The organism is Providencia sp. UF-183 (assembly GCF_058246155.1).
Genome location: NZ_JBSICD010000026.1, coordinates 12,410 through 33,504, shown reverse-complemented (window position 1 = coordinate 33,504; position 21,095 = coordinate 12,410). Strand labels below are relative to the sequence as shown.

At 39.4% G+C, this 21,095-nt stretch carries 23 protein-coding genes; 10 read left to right on the top strand and 13 right to left on the bottom strand.

Annotated features, from left to right (window positions below; translation table 11 throughout):
* Positions 1 to 63: 63 nt before the first annotated feature.
* Complete coding sequence (gene manA / locus AC4IFT_RS19400; RefSeq protein WP_490752347.1) at positions 64 to 1,239, bottom strand: mannose-6-phosphate isomerase; 1,176 nt, start codon at positions 1,237 to 1,239, stop codon at positions 64 to 66.
* A gap of 179 nt (positions 1,240 to 1,418) precedes the next feature.
* Here manA and fumC point away from each other — a divergent pair, with 179 nt between their 5' ends.
* Positions 1,419 to 2,816 carry a class II fumarate hydratase gene (gene fumC, locus AC4IFT_RS19395; protein WP_490736716.1) on the top strand — a complete coding sequence of 466 codons (1,398 nt, stop codon included), beginning with the start codon at positions 1,419 to 1,421 and terminating at the stop codon, positions 2,814 to 2,816.
* Between the two features lie 56 nt (positions 2,817 to 2,872).
* Here fumC and tus read toward each other — a convergent pair whose 3' ends face one another.
* The 3 genes from tus to AC4IFT_RS19380 all read right to left on the bottom strand — a co-directional run bounded on the left by tus (position 2,873) and on the right by AC4IFT_RS19380 (position 5,828).
* Positions 2,873 to 3,781: a DNA replication terminus site-binding protein gene (gene tus, locus AC4IFT_RS19390; RefSeq protein ID WP_490752345.1), complete on the bottom strand. Its 909-nt coding sequence runs from the start codon at positions 3,779 to 3,781 to the stop codon at positions 2,873 to 2,875.
* A 114-nt stretch (positions 3,782 to 3,895) separates the two neighbouring features.
* Positions 3,896 to 4,474 (bottom strand): lytic polysaccharide monooxygenase, encoded by a 579-nt coding sequence (locus tag AC4IFT_RS19385; protein ID WP_490752343.1) that lies wholly within the window; start codon positions 4,472 to 4,474, stop codon positions 3,896 to 3,898.
* Between the two features lie 82 nt (positions 4,475 to 4,556).
* Positions 4,557 to 5,828, bottom strand: a complete 1,272-nt coding sequence (locus tag AC4IFT_RS19380; protein WP_490736722.1) for an MFS transporter — start codon at positions 5,826 to 5,828, stop codon at positions 4,557 to 4,559.
* Between the two features lie 114 nt (positions 5,829 to 5,942).
* Between AC4IFT_RS19380 and AC4IFT_RS19375 the strand changes: the two genes are divergently transcribed.
* The 3 genes from AC4IFT_RS19375 to bioD all read left to right on the top strand — a co-directional run bounded on the left by AC4IFT_RS19375 (position 5,943) and on the right by bioD (position 8,973).
* Positions 5,943 to 6,848: a LysR family transcriptional regulator gene (locus AC4IFT_RS19375; RefSeq protein ID WP_490736724.1), complete on the top strand. Its 906-nt coding sequence runs from the start codon at positions 5,943 to 5,945 to the stop codon at positions 6,846 to 6,848.
* 96 nt (positions 6,849 to 6,944) lie between these two features.
* Positions 6,945 to 8,156 carry an ROK family protein gene (locus AC4IFT_RS19370; protein WP_490752341.1) on the top strand — a complete coding sequence of 404 codons (1,212 nt, stop codon included), beginning with the start codon at positions 6,945 to 6,947 and terminating at the stop codon, positions 8,154 to 8,156.
* Between the two features lie 142 nt (positions 8,157 to 8,298).
* Positions 8,299 to 8,973, top strand: coding sequence for a dethiobiotin synthase (gene bioD / locus AC4IFT_RS19365; RefSeq protein ID WP_353241619.1), 675 nt, complete (start codon positions 8,299 to 8,301; stop codon positions 8,971 to 8,973).
* A gap of 70 nt (positions 8,974 to 9,043) precedes the next feature.
* Here bioD and AC4IFT_RS19360 read toward each other — a convergent pair whose 3' ends face one another.
* The 4 genes from AC4IFT_RS19360 to AC4IFT_RS19345 form a co-directional block, all read right to left on the bottom strand.
* Positions 9,044 to 9,277 (bottom strand): DUF1161 domain-containing protein, encoded by a 234-nt coding sequence (locus tag AC4IFT_RS19360; protein ID WP_490736730.1) that lies wholly within the window; start codon positions 9,275 to 9,277, stop codon positions 9,044 to 9,046.
* Between the two features lie 44 nt (positions 9,278 to 9,321).
* Positions 9,322 to 9,696, bottom strand: coding sequence for a DUF1283 family protein (locus AC4IFT_RS19355; RefSeq protein WP_490736732.1), 375 nt, complete (start codon positions 9,694 to 9,696; stop codon positions 9,322 to 9,324).
* An 81-nt stretch (positions 9,697 to 9,777) separates the two neighbouring features.
* Entirely contained in the window at positions 9,778 to 10,527 is a 750-nt protein-coding gene (gene ydfG, locus AC4IFT_RS19350) for a bifunctional NADP-dependent 3-hydroxy acid dehydrogenase/3-hydroxypropionate dehydrogenase YdfG (RefSeq protein WP_490736734.1), read from the bottom strand.
* Between the two features lie 74 nt (positions 10,528 to 10,601).
* The gene (locus AC4IFT_RS19345) at positions 10,602 to 12,230 is read right to left on the bottom strand and encodes a DUF4139 domain-containing protein (RefSeq protein WP_490752340.1); all 1,629 of its coding nucleotides are present in this window, start codon (positions 12,228 to 12,230) and stop codon (positions 10,602 to 10,604) included.
* Positions 12,231 to 12,444: 214 nt separating this feature from the next.
* On the opposite strand from AC4IFT_RS19345, the gene AC4IFT_RS19340 reads away from it, so the two are divergent.
* From AC4IFT_RS19340 to AC4IFT_RS19325, 4 genes are all read left to right on the top strand, one after another.
* Entirely contained in the window at positions 12,445 to 13,572 is a 1,128-nt protein-coding gene (locus AC4IFT_RS19340) for a PAAR domain-containing protein (protein WP_490752338.1), read from the top strand.
* Positions 13,562 to 13,828 (top strand): hypothetical protein, encoded by a 267-nt coding sequence (locus AC4IFT_RS19335; protein WP_490752337.1) that lies wholly within the window; start codon positions 13,562 to 13,564, stop codon positions 13,826 to 13,828. The genes AC4IFT_RS19340 and AC4IFT_RS19335 overlap by 11 nt, the downstream gene beginning before the upstream one ends.
* A 204-nt stretch (positions 13,829 to 14,032) precedes the next feature.
* Positions 14,033 to 14,344 carry a cupin domain-containing protein gene (locus AC4IFT_RS19330; protein WP_490752334.1) on the top strand — a complete coding sequence of 104 codons (312 nt, stop codon included), beginning with the start codon at positions 14,033 to 14,035 and terminating at the stop codon, positions 14,342 to 14,344.
* A gap of 172 nt (positions 14,345 to 14,516) precedes the next feature.
* Complete coding sequence (locus AC4IFT_RS19325) at positions 14,517 to 14,762, top strand: DUF2543 family protein (protein ID WP_490736740.1); 246 nt, start codon at positions 14,517 to 14,519, stop codon at positions 14,760 to 14,762.
* Positions 14,763 to 14,871: 109 nt separating this feature from the next.
* Here the strand turns inward: AC4IFT_RS19325 and AC4IFT_RS19320 are convergent, their stop codons facing one another.
* The 3 genes from AC4IFT_RS19320 to AC4IFT_RS19310 all read right to left on the bottom strand — a co-directional run bounded on the left by AC4IFT_RS19320 (position 14,872) and on the right by AC4IFT_RS19310 (position 17,286).
* On the bottom strand, positions 14,872 to 15,993 hold the full coding sequence (locus tag AC4IFT_RS19320) for a ribosomal protein uL16 3-hydroxylase (protein WP_490752333.1): 1,122 nt from the start codon (positions 15,991 to 15,993) through the stop codon (positions 14,872 to 14,874).
* Between the two features lie 335 nt (positions 15,994 to 16,328).
* Positions 16,329 to 17,081: a hypothetical protein gene (locus AC4IFT_RS19315; RefSeq protein WP_490752331.1), complete on the bottom strand. Its 753-nt coding sequence runs from the start codon at positions 17,079 to 17,081 to the stop codon at positions 16,329 to 16,331.
* A gap of 16 nt (positions 17,082 to 17,097) precedes the next feature.
* A complete protein-coding gene (locus AC4IFT_RS19310; protein WP_490752329.1) occupies positions 17,098 to 17,286 on the bottom strand; it encodes a hypothetical protein in 189 nt (62 codons plus the stop codon).
* A 718-nt stretch (positions 17,287 to 18,004) separates the two neighbouring features.
* Between AC4IFT_RS19310 and AC4IFT_RS19305 the strand changes: the two genes are divergently transcribed.
* Positions 18,005 to 18,283 carry a VF530 family protein gene (locus AC4IFT_RS19305; RefSeq protein WP_490752327.1) on the top strand — a complete coding sequence of 93 codons (279 nt, stop codon included), beginning with the start codon at positions 18,005 to 18,007 and terminating at the stop codon, positions 18,281 to 18,283.
* Between the two features lie 266 nt (positions 18,284 to 18,549).
* Here AC4IFT_RS19305 and AC4IFT_RS19300 read toward each other — a convergent pair whose 3' ends face one another.
* Positions 18,550 to 19,305 (bottom strand): alpha/beta fold hydrolase, encoded by a 756-nt coding sequence (locus tag AC4IFT_RS19300; protein WP_490752325.1) that lies wholly within the window; start codon positions 19,303 to 19,305, stop codon positions 18,550 to 18,552.
* A 38-nt stretch (positions 19,306 to 19,343) separates the two neighbouring features.
* Positions 19,344 to 20,375 (bottom strand): MDR family NADP-dependent oxidoreductase, encoded by a 1,032-nt coding sequence (locus tag AC4IFT_RS19295; protein ID WP_490752323.1) that lies wholly within the window; start codon positions 20,373 to 20,375, stop codon positions 19,344 to 19,346.
* A gap of 86 nt (positions 20,376 to 20,461) precedes the next feature.
* On the opposite strand from AC4IFT_RS19295, the gene AC4IFT_RS19290 reads away from it, so the two are divergent.
* On the top strand, positions 20,462 to 21,094 hold the full coding sequence (locus tag AC4IFT_RS19290) for a TetR/AcrR family transcriptional regulator (protein WP_490752321.1): 633 nt from the start codon (positions 20,462 to 20,464) through the stop codon (positions 21,092 to 21,094).
* Position 21,095 lies beyond the last annotated feature (1 nt).

The following is a 21,095-nucleotide window of genomic DNA, read 5'->3' as shown; positions in this document are numbered from 1 at the left end:
ATTTGTATAAGTTTTATATAACCGCCTTAATGCTGCATAAGGCGGTTAATACAGAATATGACACTAAAGATTAAATACTCGGGCTAGTTTACCATTACCTTTAATGGTAACACTTTCCTCATACGCAGGTAGAAAAACAGACTCACCAGAATCAATGCTAATTTCTTTGTCACCTGAGTTTAAAACTAACTCGCCTTCAATACAGAATAAAATTGAGGCTGTATCATTAGTTAGGGTAACTCCCGAGTGGTTAATAGAATATATATTAAATGAAAAATCTTCTACTGGAATATGATATTTCCAGATATTTCCAGATTTTTCGGGCGTATTTAACAAATTATGAGCAGCTGTAGGCTTAAAATCGATATTGGCAATTAATTCAGGGATATCGATATGTTTATTTGTGAGACCTGCACGTAACACATTATCCGAATTAGCCATTACCTCTAAACCAACACCTTCTAAATAGGCGTGTGGTGTTCTTGCGTACAAAAACATAGCTTCGCCAGGTTGGAGTTCAATAACATTTAAAAGAAGAGGGGTGAATAAGCCATTATCTTCTGGATATAGACTGACCATCTGCTTTATTGAATCCCAAGGCTCTCCTTGGCGGCTATTTAACGCTGCTTTTAATACACCTAGTGCTAACTCTTTTTGTTCTCCGGCCAGATTAAGAATTTGTGCAAATAATCGCGCAAGTTTTTCTTCAGTTGGTGACTGTACAAATAACTGAATATCAGGATGAGCAGCAGAAACAAAATCAAGTAAAGCCGCAATTTCACCTAGTGGTCGAAACGCATTCATAGCTTTAAATGGTGTTAACGCATAAATTAACTCAGGCTTATGATTGTCATCTTTGTAATTACGGATGGGGGAGTCCAATGGAATACCCGCTGCATTCTCTTTAGCAAATCCCACTTCGGCATACGCCTTATTGGGATGAACTTGCACTGACAAAGGTTGAGCAGCGCAAAGCACTTTAAATAGGAACGGTAATCGGTGATAGGCTTGAGCAACCTTTTTGCCCAAATAGGCTTCTGGATTGCTTTCAATTAGCGTATTTAAGGGCGTTGTTTGACCGTTTTGGCTATCAACGACGTCTGAACTTGCTTTGGGATGTGCGCCCATCCAAAGCTCAGCCATTGGTAAATGGTCTGGATTTGGTACGCCATAGAGTTGGGTTAGGGCTGTTTTACTGCCCCAATCATAATTTTGGACTTTGTTTATCATTTTAAGCATAGCAAAATTCTCTTTTTTGTAAAAATCAACTCATTTCCTTAACATCGGGACACAATAAGCTCGACCAAGTCTCATAAATGAAATTCAATTTGTGGCATTATACTGCTCGGTTATTTGCTTACCTGCAAGCAGATGATTCTAAAATCAATTATTCTGTGTATGTACCTAAGGAGATAGTAATGGCAGCCACTCGCATTGAAAAAGACTCAATGGGACCCATCGAAGTACCTGCTGACCAATTGTGGGGCGCGCAAACGCAGCGTTCTTTAGAACATTTCCGTATATCTGTAGAAAAAATGCCTGTTGCACTTATCCACGCGCTTGCGATTACTAAAAAAGCCGCTGCAAGTGTTAACATGGATTTGGGTTTACTGGCTAAAGAGCGTGGCGATGCAATCATTGCTGCCGCTGACGAAGTATTAGCGGGCAAACACCCAACAGAATTCCCTCTGGCTATTTGGCAAACGGGTTCTGGTACACAAAGTAACATGAACATGAATGAAGTGTTAGCAAATCGTGGAAGTGAAATTTTAGGTGGTCAAAGAGGTAATGACCGTCTTATTCACCCAAACGATGATGTTAACAAAAGCCAAAGCTCAAATGATGTCTTCCCAACTGCGATGCACGTCGCTGCTGTTGTAGCGATTCGTGAACATCTGCTCCCAGAACTGAAAATTTTGCATAAAACCTTAGATGCAAAAGCTAAAGAATTTAAAGACATTGTTAAAATTGGCCGTACCCACTTACAAGATGCAACACCGCTGACTTTAGGCCAAGAAATTTCTGGCTGGGCTGCGATGTTAGCACACAGTGAAAAGCACATTGAAAATTCAGTTCCTCATGTCTGTGAATTAGCTTTAGGCGGTACAGCGGTCGGTACGGGGTTGAATACTCATCCGGAATATGCTGTTCGTGTCGCGAAAAAAATCGCTGAATTAACTGGGCAACCATTTATTACTGCACCGAATAAATTCGAAGCGCTTGCAACGTGTGATAGCTTAGTTCATGCACACGGTGCGTTAAAAGGTCTAGCTGCATCATTAATGAAAATCGCTAATGATGTAAGATGGTTAGCTTCTGGTCCTCGTTGTGGTATAGGTGAAATTTCAATTCCAGAAAACGAACCGGGTAGTTCTATCATGCCAGGTAAAGTTAACCCGACACAATGTGAAGCATTAACTATGCTGTGTGCTCAAGTCATGGGTAACGATGTAGCAGTGAATATCGGTGGCGCTTCTGGTAACTTTGAGTTAAACGTTTTCCGCCCAATGTTAATCGATAACTTCCTGCAATCTGTTCGTTTATTAGCAGATGGTATGCGCAGTTTCAACGAACACTGTGCTGTAGGTATCGAGCCTAACCGTGAGCGCATTGAAAAATTACTGCATGAATCATTAATGCTAGTGACCGCGCTAAATACACACATTGGTTATGATAAAGCCGCTGAAATTGCGAAAAAAGCACATAAAGAAGGCCTAACTCTGAAAGAGTCTGCATTAAAACTGAACTACTTAACTGAAGAGCAGTTTAATGACTGGGTTCGTCCAGAGGACATGGTTGGTAGTATGAAATCTTAAACTAAACGTTAAGATTTAATTTATAACACCCGGTGGCATTAGTCAGCGGGTGTTTTTTATCGCTCAATATAAAGGTTTAATCGCGGGATCAATAACTCAACCGGTTTCGCTCGAGGGCGATTACGTAAAGCAATATTGTCCACGTGGTAGTCTGGTAGCTCCCCAATCTTAATTTCTGCCAATGTTTTCTCCACGGCAAAAACAAATAATGGTGTTGCACAGGCAAATTGCGTTTGTTTTTGCTGTGCTTTATCCCAAACGCGCGCAATTGGCTGCACTTTTACCGGGCGCTGTGTTTTTAAAATGGCATCATGGGGAAGGGACTCAATCAATTGTATTTCTGTTTTTAACTGCAACTGCCAATGTTCTCTCGGTAGATGCGCGGGGCAACGGCCACTCTCTAAACTATATTGTAATTTATCGAGTAAAGCCTCTTTGGTGATTTTATTGATCACTTTTTTATTAGCCCAGCCAAAGCCCAAGGTGTCTATATCAACTAAATCAGTCAGTGTGCGATAAGTATTGAGGGTGAGTAGGCCGTGCAAACTTTCACGAATAAAATCAAATCGCTGAGTTTCATCAACCTGGGTAACAATATTTTTAATGGTGCTCTTTAATTGATTTATTTCGGTAACTAACTGATGAAACTGTTGGTAGCCTTGATTATCTGTTTGGATACATACAACACCCGGTAAACGAATTGCTGTTTTATTACTCAGCTCATCGGATTTATGGTGAATAAATAACAGATTGAGTAGGGTAATGACTTTATCAATGGCTTCTTTTCCTGAAATCTTATCGACAATAATTTCACTTATCTCATTGTTTTCGTCACCTTTAGCGGTATCGGGTAATGTAAAAACATGGGCAATATAGTGGGTTTGTTCTGATAGTAAGTGTGAAAGTTGTTTAATTTGTAGCTCTAATAAGTTAAATGACTCTAGTAATATCTGTTTTTTATTCATATTAGTTACAACATTCTATGTGTTTAAATTAGAATAACATCCGCATCCAGTTAAAACAAACAAAAGAGGCTAAAAAAGGAAGGGGGTGCTATTCCCCTTATTCTAACATGATTTCTAACTAACAGGCGTGAGAACTATATTTAAATCAATTACTTGATAGAACGCATTTGGTGTGTCTGCTATTGTCCAAACAGCTAAAACAGTTTGCGGCCCATGATTTAGCACTGGTAAACGACAGCTATGATTTTCCTGATCATTCACAGGTCCTACTTGGTCAACCTTACAAAAAGGGGTTGATTCAAACTGGTTACGCGTTAAGGGGGCGTTTGGGTTCCAATCTTTTTTAGTAATAAAATATTCCCATTTTGTTGTCTTATGTTTTGCTGTTATTTTCCATCTAAAATCAATAGAGATATACTCTAATTTTGAACGTTTCCAACGATTTACAGATTGTTCGTCAAGTTGGCTAAAACGAGCAATTCCCGCACTTGCTAATTTACCATCAGCTGGGCCTGCCTGAGGAAAACCTTTAGGGCCTTCAAGAGATTGAGGTTCATATTGCACTGGGCCGCAATTGGTATTTTCGCCTTTTTGACAATAATACGCACGACTTTCGGGAAATTCGACATATCCATGAGACCAAGCAAGGAAACTACAACTGAATAGAATAGGGACAAGCAACATCTGTTTCATACGGACTCCTCGTTATTAAAAGAAGTAATATCATCCAGTAATAACGAGGTGAGGAAAATTTTAACCTTTATCAGCGTCTAAGCTAATGATCGTAACAGCCTGATTTTAGACGGTATGCAATAATAACGCCAACCAATAATATCCCTGCAATGAATAAAGCAACACCATTCCAACCATAATAAGCCCAAAATAAGCCACCAACGGTCCCTGCAATGCTTGAGCCTGCATAGTAACTGAATAAGTACAGTGATGATGCCTGCCCGCGAGCTCGTTTAGCTCTGCGTCCAACCCAGCTACTTGCAACAGAATGTGCAGCGAAAAATCCGGTTGTTAGTAAGGTCATACCCAATAAAACAACCCACACATTCGAATGCAGTGTCACTAAAATACCTAATAACATCATGCCAATAGCGGCAATCAAAATATTACCCAAACCGTATTTTTGGGTTAGGCTACCTGTTTTCGTTGCACTGTATGTCCCTGTTAAGTAGATAATAGATAAAAATCCAACGGTAGATTGCGAAAAATTATAAGGGGCTTCTAGCAAACGGTAGCCAATATAGTTGTACATTGTGACGAAGCCACCCATCAGAACGAAGCCTTCAACAAATAACCAAGGTAAACCCTTGTCTCTAAAATGAAGATGTAGATTAACCCATAAGTTTTTCGGTTTTAACGAACTGGCACGAAAGTGCTGTGAAGGGGGTAATAAGCGCCAAAAACCGATCGCTGCGATCAACGCTAAAGTACCTAAAATCACTACAGCCACACGCCATGAAAAATAATCAGCAACCACCCCAGTCATTAAGCGACCACTCATCCCACCAATTGAGTTGCCGCTGATATAAAGCCCCATAGAAAGAGCCACATAACTTGGGTGAATTTCTTCACTTAAATAGGTCATCGCAACGGCCGCAACACCACTTAACGACAAGCCAACTAAGGCTCTAGCAATCAAAATGCCTTGCCAGCTTTGCATCACTGAACTTAATAATGTAAATAACGCCGCACAGGTTAAGGCGATTACCATCACGTTTTTACGTCCAATCGCATCAGATATTGGCCCTGTGATTAATAAGCCTAAAGCCATTAAACCTGTACTTAATGAGAGTGCCAGGCTGGCTGTTGCAGGGGAAACATTAAAATCAGCGGATAACAACGGCAAAATAGGCTGCACAAAATAGAGCAAGGCAAACGTTGCAAAGCCTACAGTAAAAAAAGAAAGTGTGACGCGTAAATATAATGCATCATCTCTTTGAATATAATGTTTTTTAGGTGATACATGTACTGCCGAGTCGGTTCTTTCCCTTTCAGTAGGTTGCTCAGTAGTTAGGCTATTAGATGAGTGTTCCATATGTATTCCTTGTCATACCAACTCGTTTGATTTCGATCAAAGAATAGAAATTCCTATGTTTTTTGTCTAATATATTAATTATGTCGAATAATACTTTAAAAGTATCAATAGCCAATGAACATTGAACTTAGACATTTACGTTATTTTATTGCAGTTGCGGAAGAGCTTCATTTTGGCCGAGCAGCAGAACGCCTACATATCTCCCAACCACCTTTAAGCCAGCAAATACAAGCACTTGAAGAACATATACATGCAAAATTATTAGAGCGAAATAATCGAAATGTTGCGCTAACCCCCGCAGGTAACATGTTTTTAAAGGAAGCTTATCAGATACTTTCTCAAGTAGACGCTGCGGCAACAAAAGCAGCACGAATGGAGAAAGGTGAATTAGGTGAACTTTCAATTGGTTTCACTTCAACTACGCCATTTATGCATAAAGTCACGATGAGTTTACGTCAATATCGTGAAGCCTACCCGGAAGTATCAATACACATGCACCAAATGAATACGAAACAGCAAATTGCGCCGTTGATCACGGGGCGAATTGATATGGGGATCATGCGAAATACCATTTTGCCCGAGCAACTTGACTACCAATTACTCTTTAAAGAGTCATTTATGGTCGCTGTTTATGAGGGGCATCCGTTACTCGAATATGAGAAGCAAGGCATTGATATTCAACAGCTTGCAAACTACCCATTAATCTTTTTTGAACGAGAAGTTGGTACAGCTCTTTATGATGAAATTAACCGTTTATTGACTTCTGCGGGTATTGTGCCAAAAATTTCCCAAGAGGCGGGTGAAGCAATGACAATACTTGGCCTCGTTTCCGCAGGAATGGGGATCTCGATTATTACAGAGTCATTCACTCGCATGAAAGTTGATGGTGTCAGGTATGTAAAACTCACTAATATTGAGGCATCATCTGAAGTGTGGTTGGTTTATAATACCCGTAGAACGTTGCCAGCGGTGGCCAAAAAACTCACCCATCTTTTGATTTCCAATATTGTGGGTAAATAATCGTGACTAACATCACAATTAATATGTATATGAAATCATTAATATACATAATAAGGCATAATAACTGATTGCTTTATAAAGGATTTAACAATAACCATGCTGAATCAAACAGGCCATATTGACCAAATTAAACAATTAAACACGGGTATCGTGTATCGAATTATTGATCAGCATGGTCCTATCTCTCGTATTGCCTTATCTAAGCAAGCCTCTCTCGCCCCTGCCAGCATTACAAAAATCACGCGTGAGCTCATGGATGCTCATTTAATTAAAGAGTTAGAATTCCCAGTATTGGGGTTACGCGGGCGTCCTGCTGTGGGGCTGGTGATTGAGAGTGAAGGGTGGCAATTTCTTTCAATGGTTATTGAGCCACGTAAAATCACTGTTTCATTGAAGGAAATCAACGGCACGACGTTAGCTCAAAACCAATACCCTTTTGATGTAAAGGGTAACGATGCTTTTATTCATGCGTTACTTGAGCTCATCAGCCAGTTTTTTGCCGATCATCAACCTTTAATTGAACGACTTACCGCCATCAGTATTTTAGCTGAAGGGATTTTAGACCCGTACCAAGGCACCATCCACCAATTAGCGGGGTTTGATATCAGAGCACTGCCAATTTCTGAACACCTCACGAAGCAAACAGGGTTACCCGTTTACTTGCACCCAACAGTAGATGCATTAGCGCTAATGGATCATTTCGCGTTCTCCGCCAAGCGGCAGGTAAAAAATATTATTTACCTGCAACTCCATGATGTTGTAAATGTAACTGTCCTCAACCAAGGGTCAACCTTAGATGCGAACACGCGAAAGCCTCTTCTTTTTGGGCACAGTCAATCTGATGAGTCCTACCAAGTTACGTGTTATTGTGGTGGCAAAGGCTGCTTAGAAAGGGAAGTTTCTATTTCGGCTATCGAACAAAAAGCTAATATTTTACTCGATAACTACGCGAATACCGTTTTACAACAAAGTGAAATTTCAATTGATAAAATTTGCGCTGGCGCAATATTGGGCGATGACCTTTGTGTTTATCTAATGGAAGATGTCGCAAAACAACTCGCAAAGCCATTGGCACTTATGATGAATTTGCTTGGTACAGAATTAATCCTTATTAATTCACCTTTAAATGTTGCATCAACGGTATTATTTGAACAGTTACATCAGTACATACAACAAAATGCATCTCCTCTGTATAGTGCTAATTTATTGATAGAAAAATCTAATTTTTCCATAGTAGAGAGTGAATCTACATTAATTCAGCGTGCTTTGTATGATGGTTCACTATTGCTACAATTGCTACAAGGTTAAAACAATTCGATAAACTTTTGACTATCGACCACAAAATTGAGCTAACGCAAACTTATCACTTTCCCATTCCCATAAACTGAATCCATATCATTTTTGCAGCTTATTGCTGTGCGAGTCTGTCACTTCAGGATAGAAAAAGACCATGATCAATCTATTTATTACCGGGACAGATACAGATGTCGGGAAGACAGTATCGACGCTTGCAATCTTGCAAGCACTCAATGGGCAAGGAATTAAAGCAGTAGGATACAAACCTATTGCCGATCAATGCATTGATACCCCTGAAGGAGTCAGGAATAAAGATGCTTTGCTGATCCATAGCGTGTCTAAAGACCTTGTTTCTTATGATGAAGTTAATCCTGTTCGTATTACGGATAACTACAGTCATGAGAACAGCATAGATTTTAGTAAGATAAAACAAGGTTTAGAACACTTGCATAATCAGTGTGATATGGTGGTCATCGAAGGAAATGGCGGTTGGCGTTATTTGCTTGATGATAATACATTTTATGCAGACTGGCTAAAAGGGCAATCAGTTGGTGTCATCTTAGTTGTCGGAATTCAACATGGTTGTGTCAATCATGCTCTGTTAACTGCGGATGCAATTAGGGCGGATGGGTTACCATTAATTGGTTGGATGGCTAACCGAATTAATCCTGGTCTTGCACATTACGCGCAAATTATTGACCGTTTACAGCACCATATCAAGGCACCATTGATTGGTGAAATTCCGTATTTATTACGACCAGAAGAGCGCGATTTAGGGCATTATTTACATATCGAAAAATTACAGGAATTTATCACAGTACCTGCATAATCGATTGAATAACAAGACAAGTAAAAAGGGCGACTATGAAGTCGCCCTTTATTTTGTTGTTTATTCAACTCTAGTGACGAGTATAAATAATTTTGTATGAATCATTTTGGCAGTGACCGACAACTTGCCCTTTAGCAGGGTCAACTTCATCATTAGGAACTGCAACTAAACTGAAATTATCGGCAGGTACGCCATTATTGATAATTTTCTGTTTAATTTCCTCTATCACGCTTTCACATGACGCTTGAGCAAAAGCCGGTACTAACATCACTAAGAATAATGGAATTAATAATTTCTTTTGCATCTTTCCTCCTTGATTAAATGATCCCACAAAGTACAAATCAAAACTTATGGGTTAATTGGGCGTCCAGTACCTACATCTAAACAACGCTTTGTACTCGGCTCCCAATAAGCATTAAGATTTAAGCTTTTTTCACATTTGTCTTTTGCATCAAATGCCGCATCAATCTTATCGAACTCTTTTTCAGTACGTGTGTTGACCTTATTACGCAGCATGCGGGTATTATCCCATTGCTCTTTCTCTTGTCGGGCTTGCTCTTTGTTTAAGGTGTCATCACCTTTGCCAACAGAAACACAAGTACTGCCCGCGGTACATGAGGTTGTGGTATTCCCCTGAGCCGCTGGTGCAGCTGTAGCCCAAAGTAATGGCAGACAAACACAAACTGCTGCGATGCCTTTCTTCAAAATATTCTGTGTGCTCATGTAAATTCCTTACTAAACAGGGTCTATAGACTGAGTATAGCCAAAAATAAACTGTTTCGTCTGTAGAGAATAGTACGAAAATTAAAGTTGTTTATGAATGGTTAAACCAGCGAATGTTTGGCAAACTGGCATTAACTCAAGCGTATTAACGTTCATATGGGCTGGAAGTGTTGCCACCCAAAAGACGGTTTCTGCGATATCTTCAGGGGTTAGGGCTTCTGCACCTTTATAGGTATTTGAAGCTTTATCGTCATCACCTTTAAAACGCACATTAGAGAATTCTGTTCCGCCAACTAAACCAGGTTCAATATCAGTGACTCTGATTTTTTTACCTTGTAAATCAGCGCGTAAACCTAATGAAAATTGTTTAACAAACGCTTTAGTGGCGCCGTATACATTTCCACCTTTATAGGGCCAATTTGCCGCAGTCGAGCCAATGTTAATGATATGACCATGATCTTTTGCCACCATACCTTGCAGTACTTCATAAGTCATATTGACCAATCCTTTGGTGTTAGTATCAATCATGACTTCCCAATCATCAGGATTTGCATCAAAAGCAGGTTCCAAGCCCAATGCCAGCCCTGCATTATTGACGAGAACATCAATATTTTTTAAAGAAGAGGGTAAATTAGCAACAGTGGCTTGAATTGCTTTTCTATCTTGAACGTCTAATGTCAGTGGGTGAAAGTTATCGCCTAATTCTTGTTGTAGAGCAACTAAGCGCGCTGTTCTGCGCCCAGTGCCAATAACGGTATGACCTTGCTGAATAAATTTACGCGCGATAGACTCACCAAATCCGGATGATGCACCTGTCACTAATATAATCATGGAAACCTCTGAGTTGTTATTGTTGTATTGCGTAAATTTATTCTAACGCCTTCGAAAGGGAACTACAAAAGTTACTATTCAAGGCCTAAAATATGCTTATCTTTTGGGTAGCTCAACGTATAATTAAACGGAATTTCAATCTGTTGGTTGGGCTCTATAGCAACTTTCCAAGTTAATTCTCCTGTTGTTTTATTTACTATCGCCTGTTTATTATCTATTTCAGATACCTTAATTTCACTGTCTTGGCTAACCGGTAATTGGTCAATAATGGTCAGATTAATTGGCTTCGCATGCATGTTTTTGGCTTTAATTAAATAACCTTCTTTCTGCTCAATAGTCGAACCAATAAAACTTGGTTTTTTCTTCATTTTTTCATTACTTTCACGAGAAATCTGAATATTTTTATCGATGCCAAAAGGAATGAATAGGGTATCGCTCAGTTGATTGGTATCAACTTGGAAATTACCAATATAGGTATTTCCATAATAAATGTTGGCATTACCATTGAGTAAATTCAGCGCCTGCCAATTATCGATATCAGCTTGTAAGAAGACGTCTTCAGCCAATTTTGGTGTCGTTGTGTATTGGTACTTCCCTGTCACATCCGCTTGCTTGATGGTTAACGAGTTGGGTTTTGTACTGCTTTTTAGGCTATAAGGTAATGAAATATCGTAGTTTAAATTAATGCCATTGTTTGAAGCAGTGACAAAATCGGCTATGCCTGAGCTATCACGCTTTTTTCTTGCACTCATACTGGTTTCTGCCATTGCAATAGGAGCCGGAGCCTGTCGCATTAAGGCTTGGGATTCATATTGCACACTATCATCGTAAACTGATAACCGCCAAGGCTGTAAGTTAAACGGTGTGATATTTTTAGACGGATTAACGGAGGACAAGGTTAAATTAACATCTTGCCAATCAATCCCTGTATTTTGTACAACATTGGCTTTGTAGGTCAGAACGATAGGGGATTCAACATCTTGACTACGAAAATCATAACTTGGGGACCATGCAGCGTCAGGGGTAAGGTAAGAAAGCTGCATCTGTGCTGTGGTCTCATTTTTAGCATCAATGACCATAACGACTTGGGTTTGCTGACCGACAACGGCAGGAAGGTTTTCATCAATCTGCGCTTGTAGTAAGGCATTTTTTTCTTCAAGTCCATCAATTGAGGTTTGGTTTTGCTGCTGTTCTTGCAGTATTTGCGTCATCTGTTGGCGGATAAAACTCAATTTCTGCGATGATTGCTCAATAGTTTGGCTGTTACTTTCACCAAAAAAACGCTGATCTTTCAATAAAGATAATTGTTCTTCACCCACTTTAATTGCAATATTCAAGTTTTCAATTTGCTGGTTATTCTGTTTCTGTTGTTCTTGAAGGGCAATTATTTCAGGGGAATAAACAGGGGATATCGAGACTTTTTGAACATTGATTGAGCGGATAATAACATCATCATTTTTCAGGCTAACTGACAATGTGCGCGGGTCAATATTTGCTGCAATATTGGTTAATACGATGTCGTTTTGGCCTTGTTTAAGTGACAGCGTCACATTGTTATCCAACTCAGCCCCACGCAGAAATATTGTCGCATGGTTTAATTTAACACTTTGATTTAAATTACTTTCTGCTTGTGCAAGCGCATGGTTAGCGGCAAGAAGTGATGTCAAAAGTAAGCCACTTGCAATACGAATGGAAACCGTCATAGTTCAACTCCAAGTATAAAGACCAAAACTGGGTAAATGGGCGATTTCCTCATCATATTTTATCCACTTGTCACTTGATAACAGATAAAGCCTAAAAATCAGCTTATTTTTACAAATTCTTAGAGGAAATAGTAATCTATTCAGCTATTTTTATTTGACATAGGTTGAATTATTATGCCGCCTAAAATTGAATAAATATGGTAAAGGTGATTAAATGGCAATTGGGTATTTTTTACGGGTCGGTGATAAAACAACCTGTGGCGGCCAGATTTTAACGGGTGATAATACGATGCAGTGGTATGGCGCGGCAGGCGCTCGAGAAGGTGATAGAGTCACCTGCGGCAAACATTCTGGTCTCTATTATATTTTAGGGGGCATGAATAGCTTCTGGTTAGAAGATCGAAAGCATGCGGGAACATTAGAGAGTTTTAGCTCTTGTCCCTGTAATGCGCGATTTATACATTCCATTAATGATTGTTACATGACAGAGGATGAACCTAGCTCGAGAGTAGCATCCGCACCCATCCAGCAACCTGAACAGGCATTTGCGCAACAGGGCTCATCACAATCTAGTGCGATACCATTAATAAATGAATGTACAATCTCAGATAATCTATTATTTTATGGCGTTTTTGCTTGGACAGAAACAGCGGGCTCGGGACATTCATTTATAACAATTCACGAAAATAACAATATATCACTTTATTCATATGGTAGATATGGGCGAACAGGACCTGCAACATTGACAGGAGATGGAATTCTTCTTTATATGACAGGCGATGATGCTCGTGAATATATAAGAAATGAGCTTTATATAGTCAATGCTAGAGTATTTAAAATTTCTGATGCAGATATACATAAGACAAAGACTTACTTTAATAACCTTTGGATTTCAGGTGTAATACCATTACTTTCATCAGAAGCTGGTGATTTAACACGTAGAAATGGAAAAACAATTGATGTTTATGATGTTTCAGGAAACAATTGTACCACCCATACGGTGAAAGGATTAAAGCAATCAGGCTCAGAAATATTCAAAGGTAATTACACTCCAGCCCGCACCCAATTTCCAATAGAAAGAGAAGATTCCTTTACTGTTCCTGTCTCATTTCAAAATTTTTTAGAGGGAAAAAGGTATAATTTTGAGAAACTAGATGTCATAGAAGTTACGGATGAATTTAAAAAACAGCATCCTAATTATGAAAATCTAACATCTTTAGATAAGGGCGCTAAGCAGCAAATATTTGAACTTGTGACGTTCTTTGCAAGCATGGCAGGAGTTGCGACTAGTATTGATGGCGGTGAAACTAGAGGAGTATTAGGAAGCAGTTATGAGCCATAAAATATTTATTAAATGGTTTCTAACCATAATTTTGATTTTTATTTACTATGTTGGGCTTTTTTATTATGACTTGGTTTTTAATTTGGAATTTACATCTAGAATAAGCCAGCCTGGATTAAAAGAAATGCCTACAAATGCTTGGATTAAATTTTCTGCGCAATTATTATCGGGTCATAATAGTGCAATGGAGTTTGCATATTATGGTTTTGCTATTGTTCTTTTATTGATATTTATCATTCATAAAAAGATACGATAATAATCAAGGGATACAAAAAATATTTTGCTACAGGACGACACTCTAGATTTCCAAAAATAACTAAAGCTCGCTCGTCGATAAAACGTGCGGGCTTTTAAAAAGCTTGCACCAGACAAAAATCTCCCACTTTTCTCATGAAATTTCCTTGTAAAATAAAAAGAAGTAAAGCTATATTAATCTATCATTAATAGTTCAAAGGTTAAAATGAAAATATTTAACAGCGCTAGTTTTACAGCTTCAAAAGCGTGGGAAGCTCAAGATATTGCTAATTTTGATGGTACAACTGTCCGTTTACATTGGACTGATAAACCTTATAAATGGCACATCAATGATGGGCAAGAAGTTTTCGCTGTCATGGATGGTTCAGTAGAAATGCACTACAAAGAGAATAACGAAGTTAAAAAAGCGATCCTAAATACAGGTGATATTTTTTATGCCAATGTAGGTTGTGAGCATGTTGCACACCCGATTGGTGCCGCTCGAATTTTAGTTATCGAAAAAGAAGGTTCAGTGTGACGATCATTTCATTATCTAACGCTTTATAAATAAAATGGCCTAAACAACTGAATTGCCTGTATGAGGCTAATATCAGCATATCTGCGGCATCGTGTTTAGTTTGTGCCACTCCTCATGTAAGATATGGCTAACAATAAGATATGGACGTACAGATTAACTTCAGAGGTTTTTAATGGCTCATTATATACCATTTAAATATTATGACATGGTGGAAGAATATTCACTGGAATCCGCAGTTCCAGTCACTGAAGAGGAATTCGACCCTCTGGCTCACTATTTTCAGTTATTGCTTACCCGTTTGGCCGATAACGAAGAAATTAGTGAAGAGATGCAAAAAGAAATGGCAAAAGAAGCAGGTATCAACAAAAAATATATTGATGATATAGCTGAGTTTTTGAATAGCTGGGGTAATGACTAAAAAACGGAGCAGGGAAGTATCACACCATTTAATCGAAGTTCTTTGGTGTTATTCAAAGAGGGATAAAACACCCGTCAGTAGGTGTTTTATCTTATCAGGCAGATGTGACTTATTCTTCGAAATACCAAAATCCCTGATTGATAAATTCGGTTAATTCTGCGACAAAATCAGGATTTTTCAGTGCTTCACCGAGTTCACTCTTTCCAACTTCTGTAAACTGGCATAATGTATCTGCGCCTTTCACTTCTGTAGTAATCCAGCTTTCTGTATTAACGAAGAAATAATCTCCGGTGCGCATAACGCGTAATCCGTTCAGTCGTATTAGCTTTTCACCTGCATTCAGCGCGCCCAATACTTCTTCAGGCTGATACGGTGGTTCTGGAGGAGCAATATCCAGTTCATGGCGTGGGGTGGTTGCAAAACGACCTAGCCACTGCTCAAAATCACCGGGTTTATTGATCATTTCAATCATCATGGCGCGTAGACGTTCAACCTCATAAGTTTCCATAGTTCCTGCATTTTCGCGCACGGTCAGGTCGGGGTCGCCATAATTTATTCCCCCCAAATCCTGTTCAAGTGCGTAGTCAGCAAAACTACTCAGCAGGTCACGTCCAGTTGGCCCGCGAAAGCCAACAGAATAATTCATGGTATCTTCGAAGGTGAAACCATCATGAGGAAATCCGGGCGGAATATACAAAATATCTCCGGGAGTCATTTCCACGTCAATAATCGGTTCAAACGGATCGACATGCAATAGTGCTGGATGTGAGCAGAACTGACGCATCGGAAGGGCATCACCCACACGCCAGCGCCGACGTCCCATTCCTTGGATGATGAAAACATCATAGTTATCAATATGAGGCCCGACGCCACCACCGGGTACCGAATAGGAGATCATCAAGTCATCAAGACGCCACTCAGGCAGCACACGGAATGGTTTCACCAGTTCAGCGGCAGGAACATGCCAATGGTTGACGGCCTGTACCAGCAATGACCATCCTTTTTCGCCTAATTCGCTGTAATCCTCAAACGGGCCATGGCTCGCTTCCCATTTGTTATCAATGAAGCTAACTAAGCGACTGTCAACTTCCGGCTCCATTGCCAAGCCGGCCAGTTCATCTGGCGTAATAGGGTCAGCAAAATCAGGAAATGCATTTTTCAATACAACGGGTTTTTTCTGCCAGTATTTTTCTAAAAATTCAGGCCAGTTAAGATTTAGTTTGTTAGCCATGTGACCACATCTATATGAGTAAATAAGCTGATAATTATAGAGGTAATGCACCGTCATATTTTTGTTTGGCGTCAAGTGCCAGTCAATAACTTTAGGGGAAGATAAATGCGCATATCGAAGGTAATGAAAGATTTATTAGATAAAACTAAGTTTAAAGCCGAAAAAGAACCAACACGATTAACCAGCCAGAACGCTGGATTTCTTCATTTCACACTTAGATTCGCATAATAGATATGTCGCTATGTTAAAAAAGGGTTCTGAGCCATTCCGGTAGAATGGGGTTGGGTTACCGAAATGCACTAGGTTCGTCTTTAGCATAGCGTGCATTATGCGAATTAGTCAACTGTTACTAGTTTGATTTCTTTCATTGCAATATTATTTAGTTCAGAAATGTTAAATATATATGTATCCTCCCCAAATTCGTTGTTTTTATTGATTTTTTTGGCTATGAAATAGTCATTATATTTATTGACTATTACATAAGCTACACTATTTTTTTCAATAGTGTAAAATACTGTTTTAGTTCTTGCGCCATATTTACCCAATGAGGTAATTATTAATGAAAATATAATTAAAATAAAAAGAATTGCTAATATATCGGTCGATTTTCTTGTTTCTTTAATACCTGTTCTTCTATCTATTAGCTCTTTTTCAATATTGTTATTTATACTCTCCAAAATATTTTTTGATTTTTCTTTGAATGGGAAAGATACGATGATAACTAGCAATGCAAATATACCTACAGAAATAGCCAAATATTTAAAACTCACATCACCATTCAAAAATAAAACAATTAACATAATGATAATTAAGAAGAAATATGAAAATAAATTTTTTGCTATTTTACCTATAACGCCCAATGGATTTATCAAGCTCACAAGTATGTCCATTATTCCTGTTATTATGAATATAAACATAAACAGACCAAACCCCATTTGCAATAAGTTCATTATACTTATAGAAATGAGGTCTTTTGAATAATTAAAATGGTTTGCATACCCTAATTCAAAAAAATATGCAGCGCAATAAGAAGCACTTGTTATTATCGCAAGAAGTAGTGTTTCTTTTTTTAAAACATATTTAATCATAACGTACTCATTTAACTTATAATTTCCATCTTACTAGTGCGCAGAAAGCAGTTGCAGCACCTAAATATACTGTGTATTTCCATTCAATAGCATTAATTTTAGATGTGAGCAAAAACATGGCAAACGTTAATACCCCTAATATTATTGCAGCTTTACCTGCGAAATAAGAAAGCATTGCATTCATATCGTTATCATAATTTGACATTGTAACCTCTGGTTAAGCTAGGATTCGAAAACCCCCGTGCTGTACTACGGGGGTACTACGGGGGTAGTCTAGTTGAAACGATAGGCTTTTATAGATTTTCTATCATCTCTATAGCAATATTAGACTGACTTATGTATTACAATTCAAGAGCTAAATTAAACATAAGGCAAATTTGAAGTAAATAGGTAAAATATCAAAAAAATCAGTTAAGTAATCTGTCTATTAGCATTCTAAATACTTTATTTGCGATTAAAATTTGCTATTAAATAATAGTATCAGCTTAATTGATAAGGCATAAATGTGGTTTGTCATTCAGTTTTGACCATCTAATGGTTAGTTGATTATTTTTATTTAGTTAAATAGAAGATGAAAGCAACACCTATAGCTAAACCGAGTAGGTAGAAAATTTCATCGAGTGGGAGTTAACAGATATCAGAGCAATCGAAGGTCCCATAGGAGTCATTACAAAATGAAATATTTATTAGATAAAACTAAGTCTAGAGCCGAAAAAGAACCAACACGATTAACCAGCCAGAACGCTGGATTTCTTCATTTCACACTTAGATTCGCATAATGCATATTATGTTAAATAAGATATTGCATTAATAATCGGCTACAGTGGCTCAGGTATTGTGAGCTCCCTATTGACTTAGTTTCGTGTTCAGCTTATTTATATGCGCCAACAATGATAACCTAGCCTCTGCTTCGGATATACCGTATGAATGAATCTAAATCGAAAGACCCTCTACATGGCATTACACTAGAAATGCAAGTTATTGCATTGGTTGATAGATATGGTTGGAGCCAACTTGGGCGCACGATAAAGATAAATTGCTTTAATAAAGATCCAAGTATTAAATCGAGCTTAAAGTTTCTTCGTCGAACGCCTTGGGCAAGAGCTGAAGTTGAATTACTCTACCTGGATATGATAGAAAATAATTCGATTGATAATACTGACTCAGATTCTGATGACCCATGGCATAATTCACGTCGTTAAAAGATAAAATGGTATTGAGCTCAATAACCCAACCACATAATGCCGTATCTAAGAATGTGCCAAATAGTGCATCTGCGATGAGAAAAAAATCAAATGCACATCCATTTGGATGTTTGGACTAAAAGCTAAATTTGCCCATATTCACCTCAAAAGTAAACCCCTTTCCCATCAAATGCCCTAACCTATTATTTTTAAATCTATATTAGGGCATTTATTTTCATCTTGTTTTAAACCTAAAATAGCAAGAAAGATTGGATTTCATTAACCTACTGATCTTTAAGAAAACTTTCAAAAATCCTAACAAGCGAAAGTGGAGTCTCGTTCATCGGATAGTGGCCAGCATTTTCGATAATATCAACAGTTGCATGGGGATAACGTCGAAGATAGGTTCTCGTCATTAATTCTGCATTGAATGTTGGGTCGTACTCACCCACGAGTACTTTTACCGGATGTAAACCAATAATCTCATCGCTGAAATCAGTATCAGCCCACGAATGAAAATATGCAGAAAATGCTTCCAAAGAGGAATGTGATATCGAATACGCCGCTTTCCATTCGACCCAAGATGCAGGTAATCGACTACCAGTACTACGGTCTATAATGGTTTTTCGATTGTCCAGTCGTTCTGCGGCATCTTCAAGTAAGCGGCGCGTTGGAATATCGTACGAAACACCACCACAAGGAACGGGAGCAACAGCTACGAGTGCACGCACTCGATTAGGTGCGAGTATTGCAATCCGCTCGATCACCATCCCTCCCATGGAGTGGCCAATCAAGCTAAAATTGTAAAAGCCGAGAGCATCAGCAAGTTTTAATGCATCGGAGGCAATCTCATCGATGGTGTAGGCTCCGCGTATTTCTTTCATCCCCCCGTATCCGCGATAATCCATGAACACATAACTGAATGCATCTCCATTCAACCAAGGTTCAATTTGTTCGAACGAGTGCGCATCACCGAACCAGCCGTGAAGTACGAGGATGGGATGCGGGCCGTTTCCTACGCGATGATATGTGTTAATCATATTAACTCCAATGTGAAAAAAAATGGATGGCTTCAGTCTTATAGCTCAACGAGGACCACACCTTTAAGGCGACCAGCACAGGCTTCCTGCAAGGCAAAAATCGAATTTTCTATTCCCTTGAAGGTGACGGATGGGAGATGAATGCGCCCTTCACGCTTCCATGTCTTCAGATCCTGCAACCAAAATTCAAATGCATCGGGTGAATGATCCGCACTAAAACCACGTAATGTCATGTCTTTGAAAATGAGTTGAAAACTATCCAAAGTAACGGGTGCTTGCAAAGACGCCTTTTCTGCGTTCAACTCAGCGGTTAGCGCCCCAAGCAGAACGCCACGGGCACCATTATTAGCCTGCTGGATGGCAGCTGATAGCTGTTCACCACCCACCATATCTACGATGACATCAATACCTTCAGGTGCCGCTTTCGCCAGTTGCTCGATCATTGGGCCGCCGTCGCGGGTGACGACGGCATCGTAACTCAATTCTTCTTGCATCCATCTGGCCTTGTTGAAACTACTCGTACTACCAACTACTCGTGTCGCACCAAGGATCCTTGCTATCTGCCCTGCCATCGAACCTATGGCTCCTGCTCCACTGGAAACGAATACAGTATCGCCTTTTTTCACCTGAACACCTCGGGTCAATGCTGCATAGGCTGTCCAGCCATGACCGAGATAAGCTGCAGGATCAGGTTCACGGCAGTTGATGAGCTTGCAGTCTTGCTCGTGAGCCACTGCATATTTCCGCCAACCAAACGGATGCATGACAAGGCTACCAACAGGTAGACAGCTTGCTGCTCCAGCTTGGACAACCTCTCCGATTGCACCATCCGCCAAAGTATCTCCAGGGTTAAGTGGTGGGAATGGAATTCCTTCTGCAGCCTTTGCATCTTCCTGTGCCATCAACCTTGTTGATATAGATACACGGAACCAACGATTGCGGATGATGACTTCATGAGGTTTGGGCGCAGGAATGGGTGTTTCCATAATGGTAAAATCGTCGGGGTGAATTTCCCCTTGTACATGACGTATGAGTTTAACTTCGCGATTATTGGTTGAACTTGTAAACATGACGGACACTCCATAAGAATAAGTTTGCTCTTTCTGGTAAAATCCAAAATGTGAGCATTTGCTTATATTAATAATAGAGGTCGTATATGGCTACTCGCATTCCTACAGGCCATCGCGTGATGCGCAAATCCCCTAAACAACTGCGTTCGCAGGTCACGGTGGAAATTATCGTTGAAGCCGGTGCTCGCGTTTTAGCTCATAAAGGCTGGGCTAATTTTACAACTAATGAGGTAGCACGTACCGCAGGCGTCAGTATTGGATCACTGTACCAATATTTTCCAAATAACTTGGCGATTGCTGAAGCTATTCGAAAACGGCATCTCGATGAAATTCTACGCGTGCTTCCTGATATCAAAGAACAAGAAGAAACGGTTTCTCTCGAACAACATATTGGTCAGTTAATTGATGGACTTATTGCACTTCATTCGACTAACCAAAATCTGCATCGCGTTCTGATCCATGAAGTTCCGCTTGCTCCAAGGGAGTTTTATGAAACTTTTGAGCGTGAGTATCATCGTCGCTATGAAGTCATCATCCGAGCGGCAGCGCCGTCAAATGATACTAAAACTGACTACTTAGTCGCAGCACGTATTCTTGCAGATGCCTTGGAAGGCATTGTCCATTCAGCCTCTCGTCGGAATGAACTGACGTCACCGGTTATAAAAAAAGAAATGATGAAGATGATAATGTCTTACCTCTCGTTGCAAGAGAGTCGCTAAA

Excerpts from the sequence above, each read along its gene's own strand:
- manA (WP_490752347.1), bottom strand. The coding sequence starts at position 1,239 with ATGCTTAAAATGATAAACAAAGTCCAAAATTATGATTGGGGCAGTAAA.
- fumC (WP_490736716.1), top strand. The coding sequence starts at position 1,419 with ATGGCAGCCACTCGCATTGAAAAAGACTCAATGGGACCCATCGAAGTA.
- tus (WP_490752345.1), bottom strand. The coding sequence starts at position 3,781 with ATGAATAAAAAACAGATATTACTAGAGTCATTTAACTTATTAGAGCTA.
- AC4IFT_RS19385 (WP_490752343.1), bottom strand. The coding sequence starts at position 4,474 with ATGAAACAGATGTTGCTTGTCCCTATTCTATTCAGTTGTAGTTTCCTT.
- AC4IFT_RS19380 (WP_490736722.1), bottom strand. The coding sequence starts at position 5,828 with ATGGAACACTCATCTAATAGCCTAACTACTGAGCAACCTACTGAAAGG.
- AC4IFT_RS19375 (WP_490736724.1), top strand. The coding sequence starts at position 5,943 with ATGAACATTGAACTTAGACATTTACGTTATTTTATTGCAGTTGCGGAA.
- AC4IFT_RS19370 (WP_490752341.1), top strand. The coding sequence starts at position 6,945 with ATGCTGAATCAAACAGGCCATATTGACCAAATTAAACAATTAAACACG.
- bioD (WP_353241619.1), top strand. The coding sequence starts at position 8,299 with ATGATCAATCTATTTATTACCGGGACAGATACAGATGTCGGGAAGACA.
- AC4IFT_RS19360 (WP_490736730.1), bottom strand. The coding sequence starts at position 9,277 with ATGCAAAAGAAATTATTAATTCCATTATTCTTAGTGATGTTAGTACCG.
- AC4IFT_RS19355 (WP_490736732.1), bottom strand. The coding sequence starts at position 9,696 with ATGAGCACACAGAATATTTTGAAGAAAGGCATCGCAGCAGTTTGTGTT.
- ydfG (WP_490736734.1), bottom strand. The coding sequence starts at position 10,527 with ATGATTATATTAGTGACAGGTGCATCATCCGGATTTGGTGAGTCTATC.
- AC4IFT_RS19345 (WP_490752340.1), bottom strand. The coding sequence starts at position 12,230 with ATGACGGTTTCCATTCGTATTGCAAGTGGCTTACTTTTGACATCACTT.
- AC4IFT_RS19340 (WP_490752338.1), top strand. The coding sequence starts at position 12,445 with ATGGCAATTGGGTATTTTTTACGGGTCGGTGATAAAACAACCTGTGGC.
- AC4IFT_RS19335 (WP_490752337.1), top strand. The coding sequence starts at position 13,562 with ATGAGCCATAAAATATTTATTAAATGGTTTCTAACCATAATTTTGATT.
- AC4IFT_RS19330 (WP_490752334.1), top strand. The coding sequence starts at position 14,033 with ATGAAAATATTTAACAGCGCTAGTTTTACAGCTTCAAAAGCGTGGGAA.
- AC4IFT_RS19325 (WP_490736740.1), top strand. The coding sequence starts at position 14,517 with ATGGCTCATTATATACCATTTAAATATTATGACATGGTGGAAGAATAT.
- AC4IFT_RS19320 (WP_490752333.1), bottom strand. The coding sequence starts at position 15,993 with ATGGCTAACAAACTAAATCTTAACTGGCCTGAATTTTTAGAAAAATAC.
- AC4IFT_RS19315 (WP_490752331.1), bottom strand. The coding sequence starts at position 17,081 with ATGATTAAATATGTTTTAAAAAAAGAAACACTACTTCTTGCGATAATA.
- AC4IFT_RS19310 (WP_490752329.1), bottom strand. The coding sequence starts at position 17,286 with ATGTCAAATTATGATAACGATATGAATGCAATGCTTTCTTATTTCGCA.
- AC4IFT_RS19305 (WP_490752327.1), top strand. The coding sequence starts at position 18,005 with ATGAATGAATCTAAATCGAAAGACCCTCTACATGGCATTACACTAGAA.
- AC4IFT_RS19300 (WP_490752325.1), bottom strand. The coding sequence starts at position 19,305 with ATGATTAACACATATCATCGCGTAGGAAACGGCCCGCATCCCATCCTC.
- AC4IFT_RS19295 (WP_490752323.1), bottom strand. The coding sequence starts at position 20,375 with ATGTTTACAAGTTCAACCAATAATCGCGAAGTTAAACTCATACGTCAT.
- AC4IFT_RS19290 (WP_490752321.1), top strand. The coding sequence starts at position 20,462 with ATGGCTACTCGCATTCCTACAGGCCATCGCGTGATGCGCAAATCCCCT.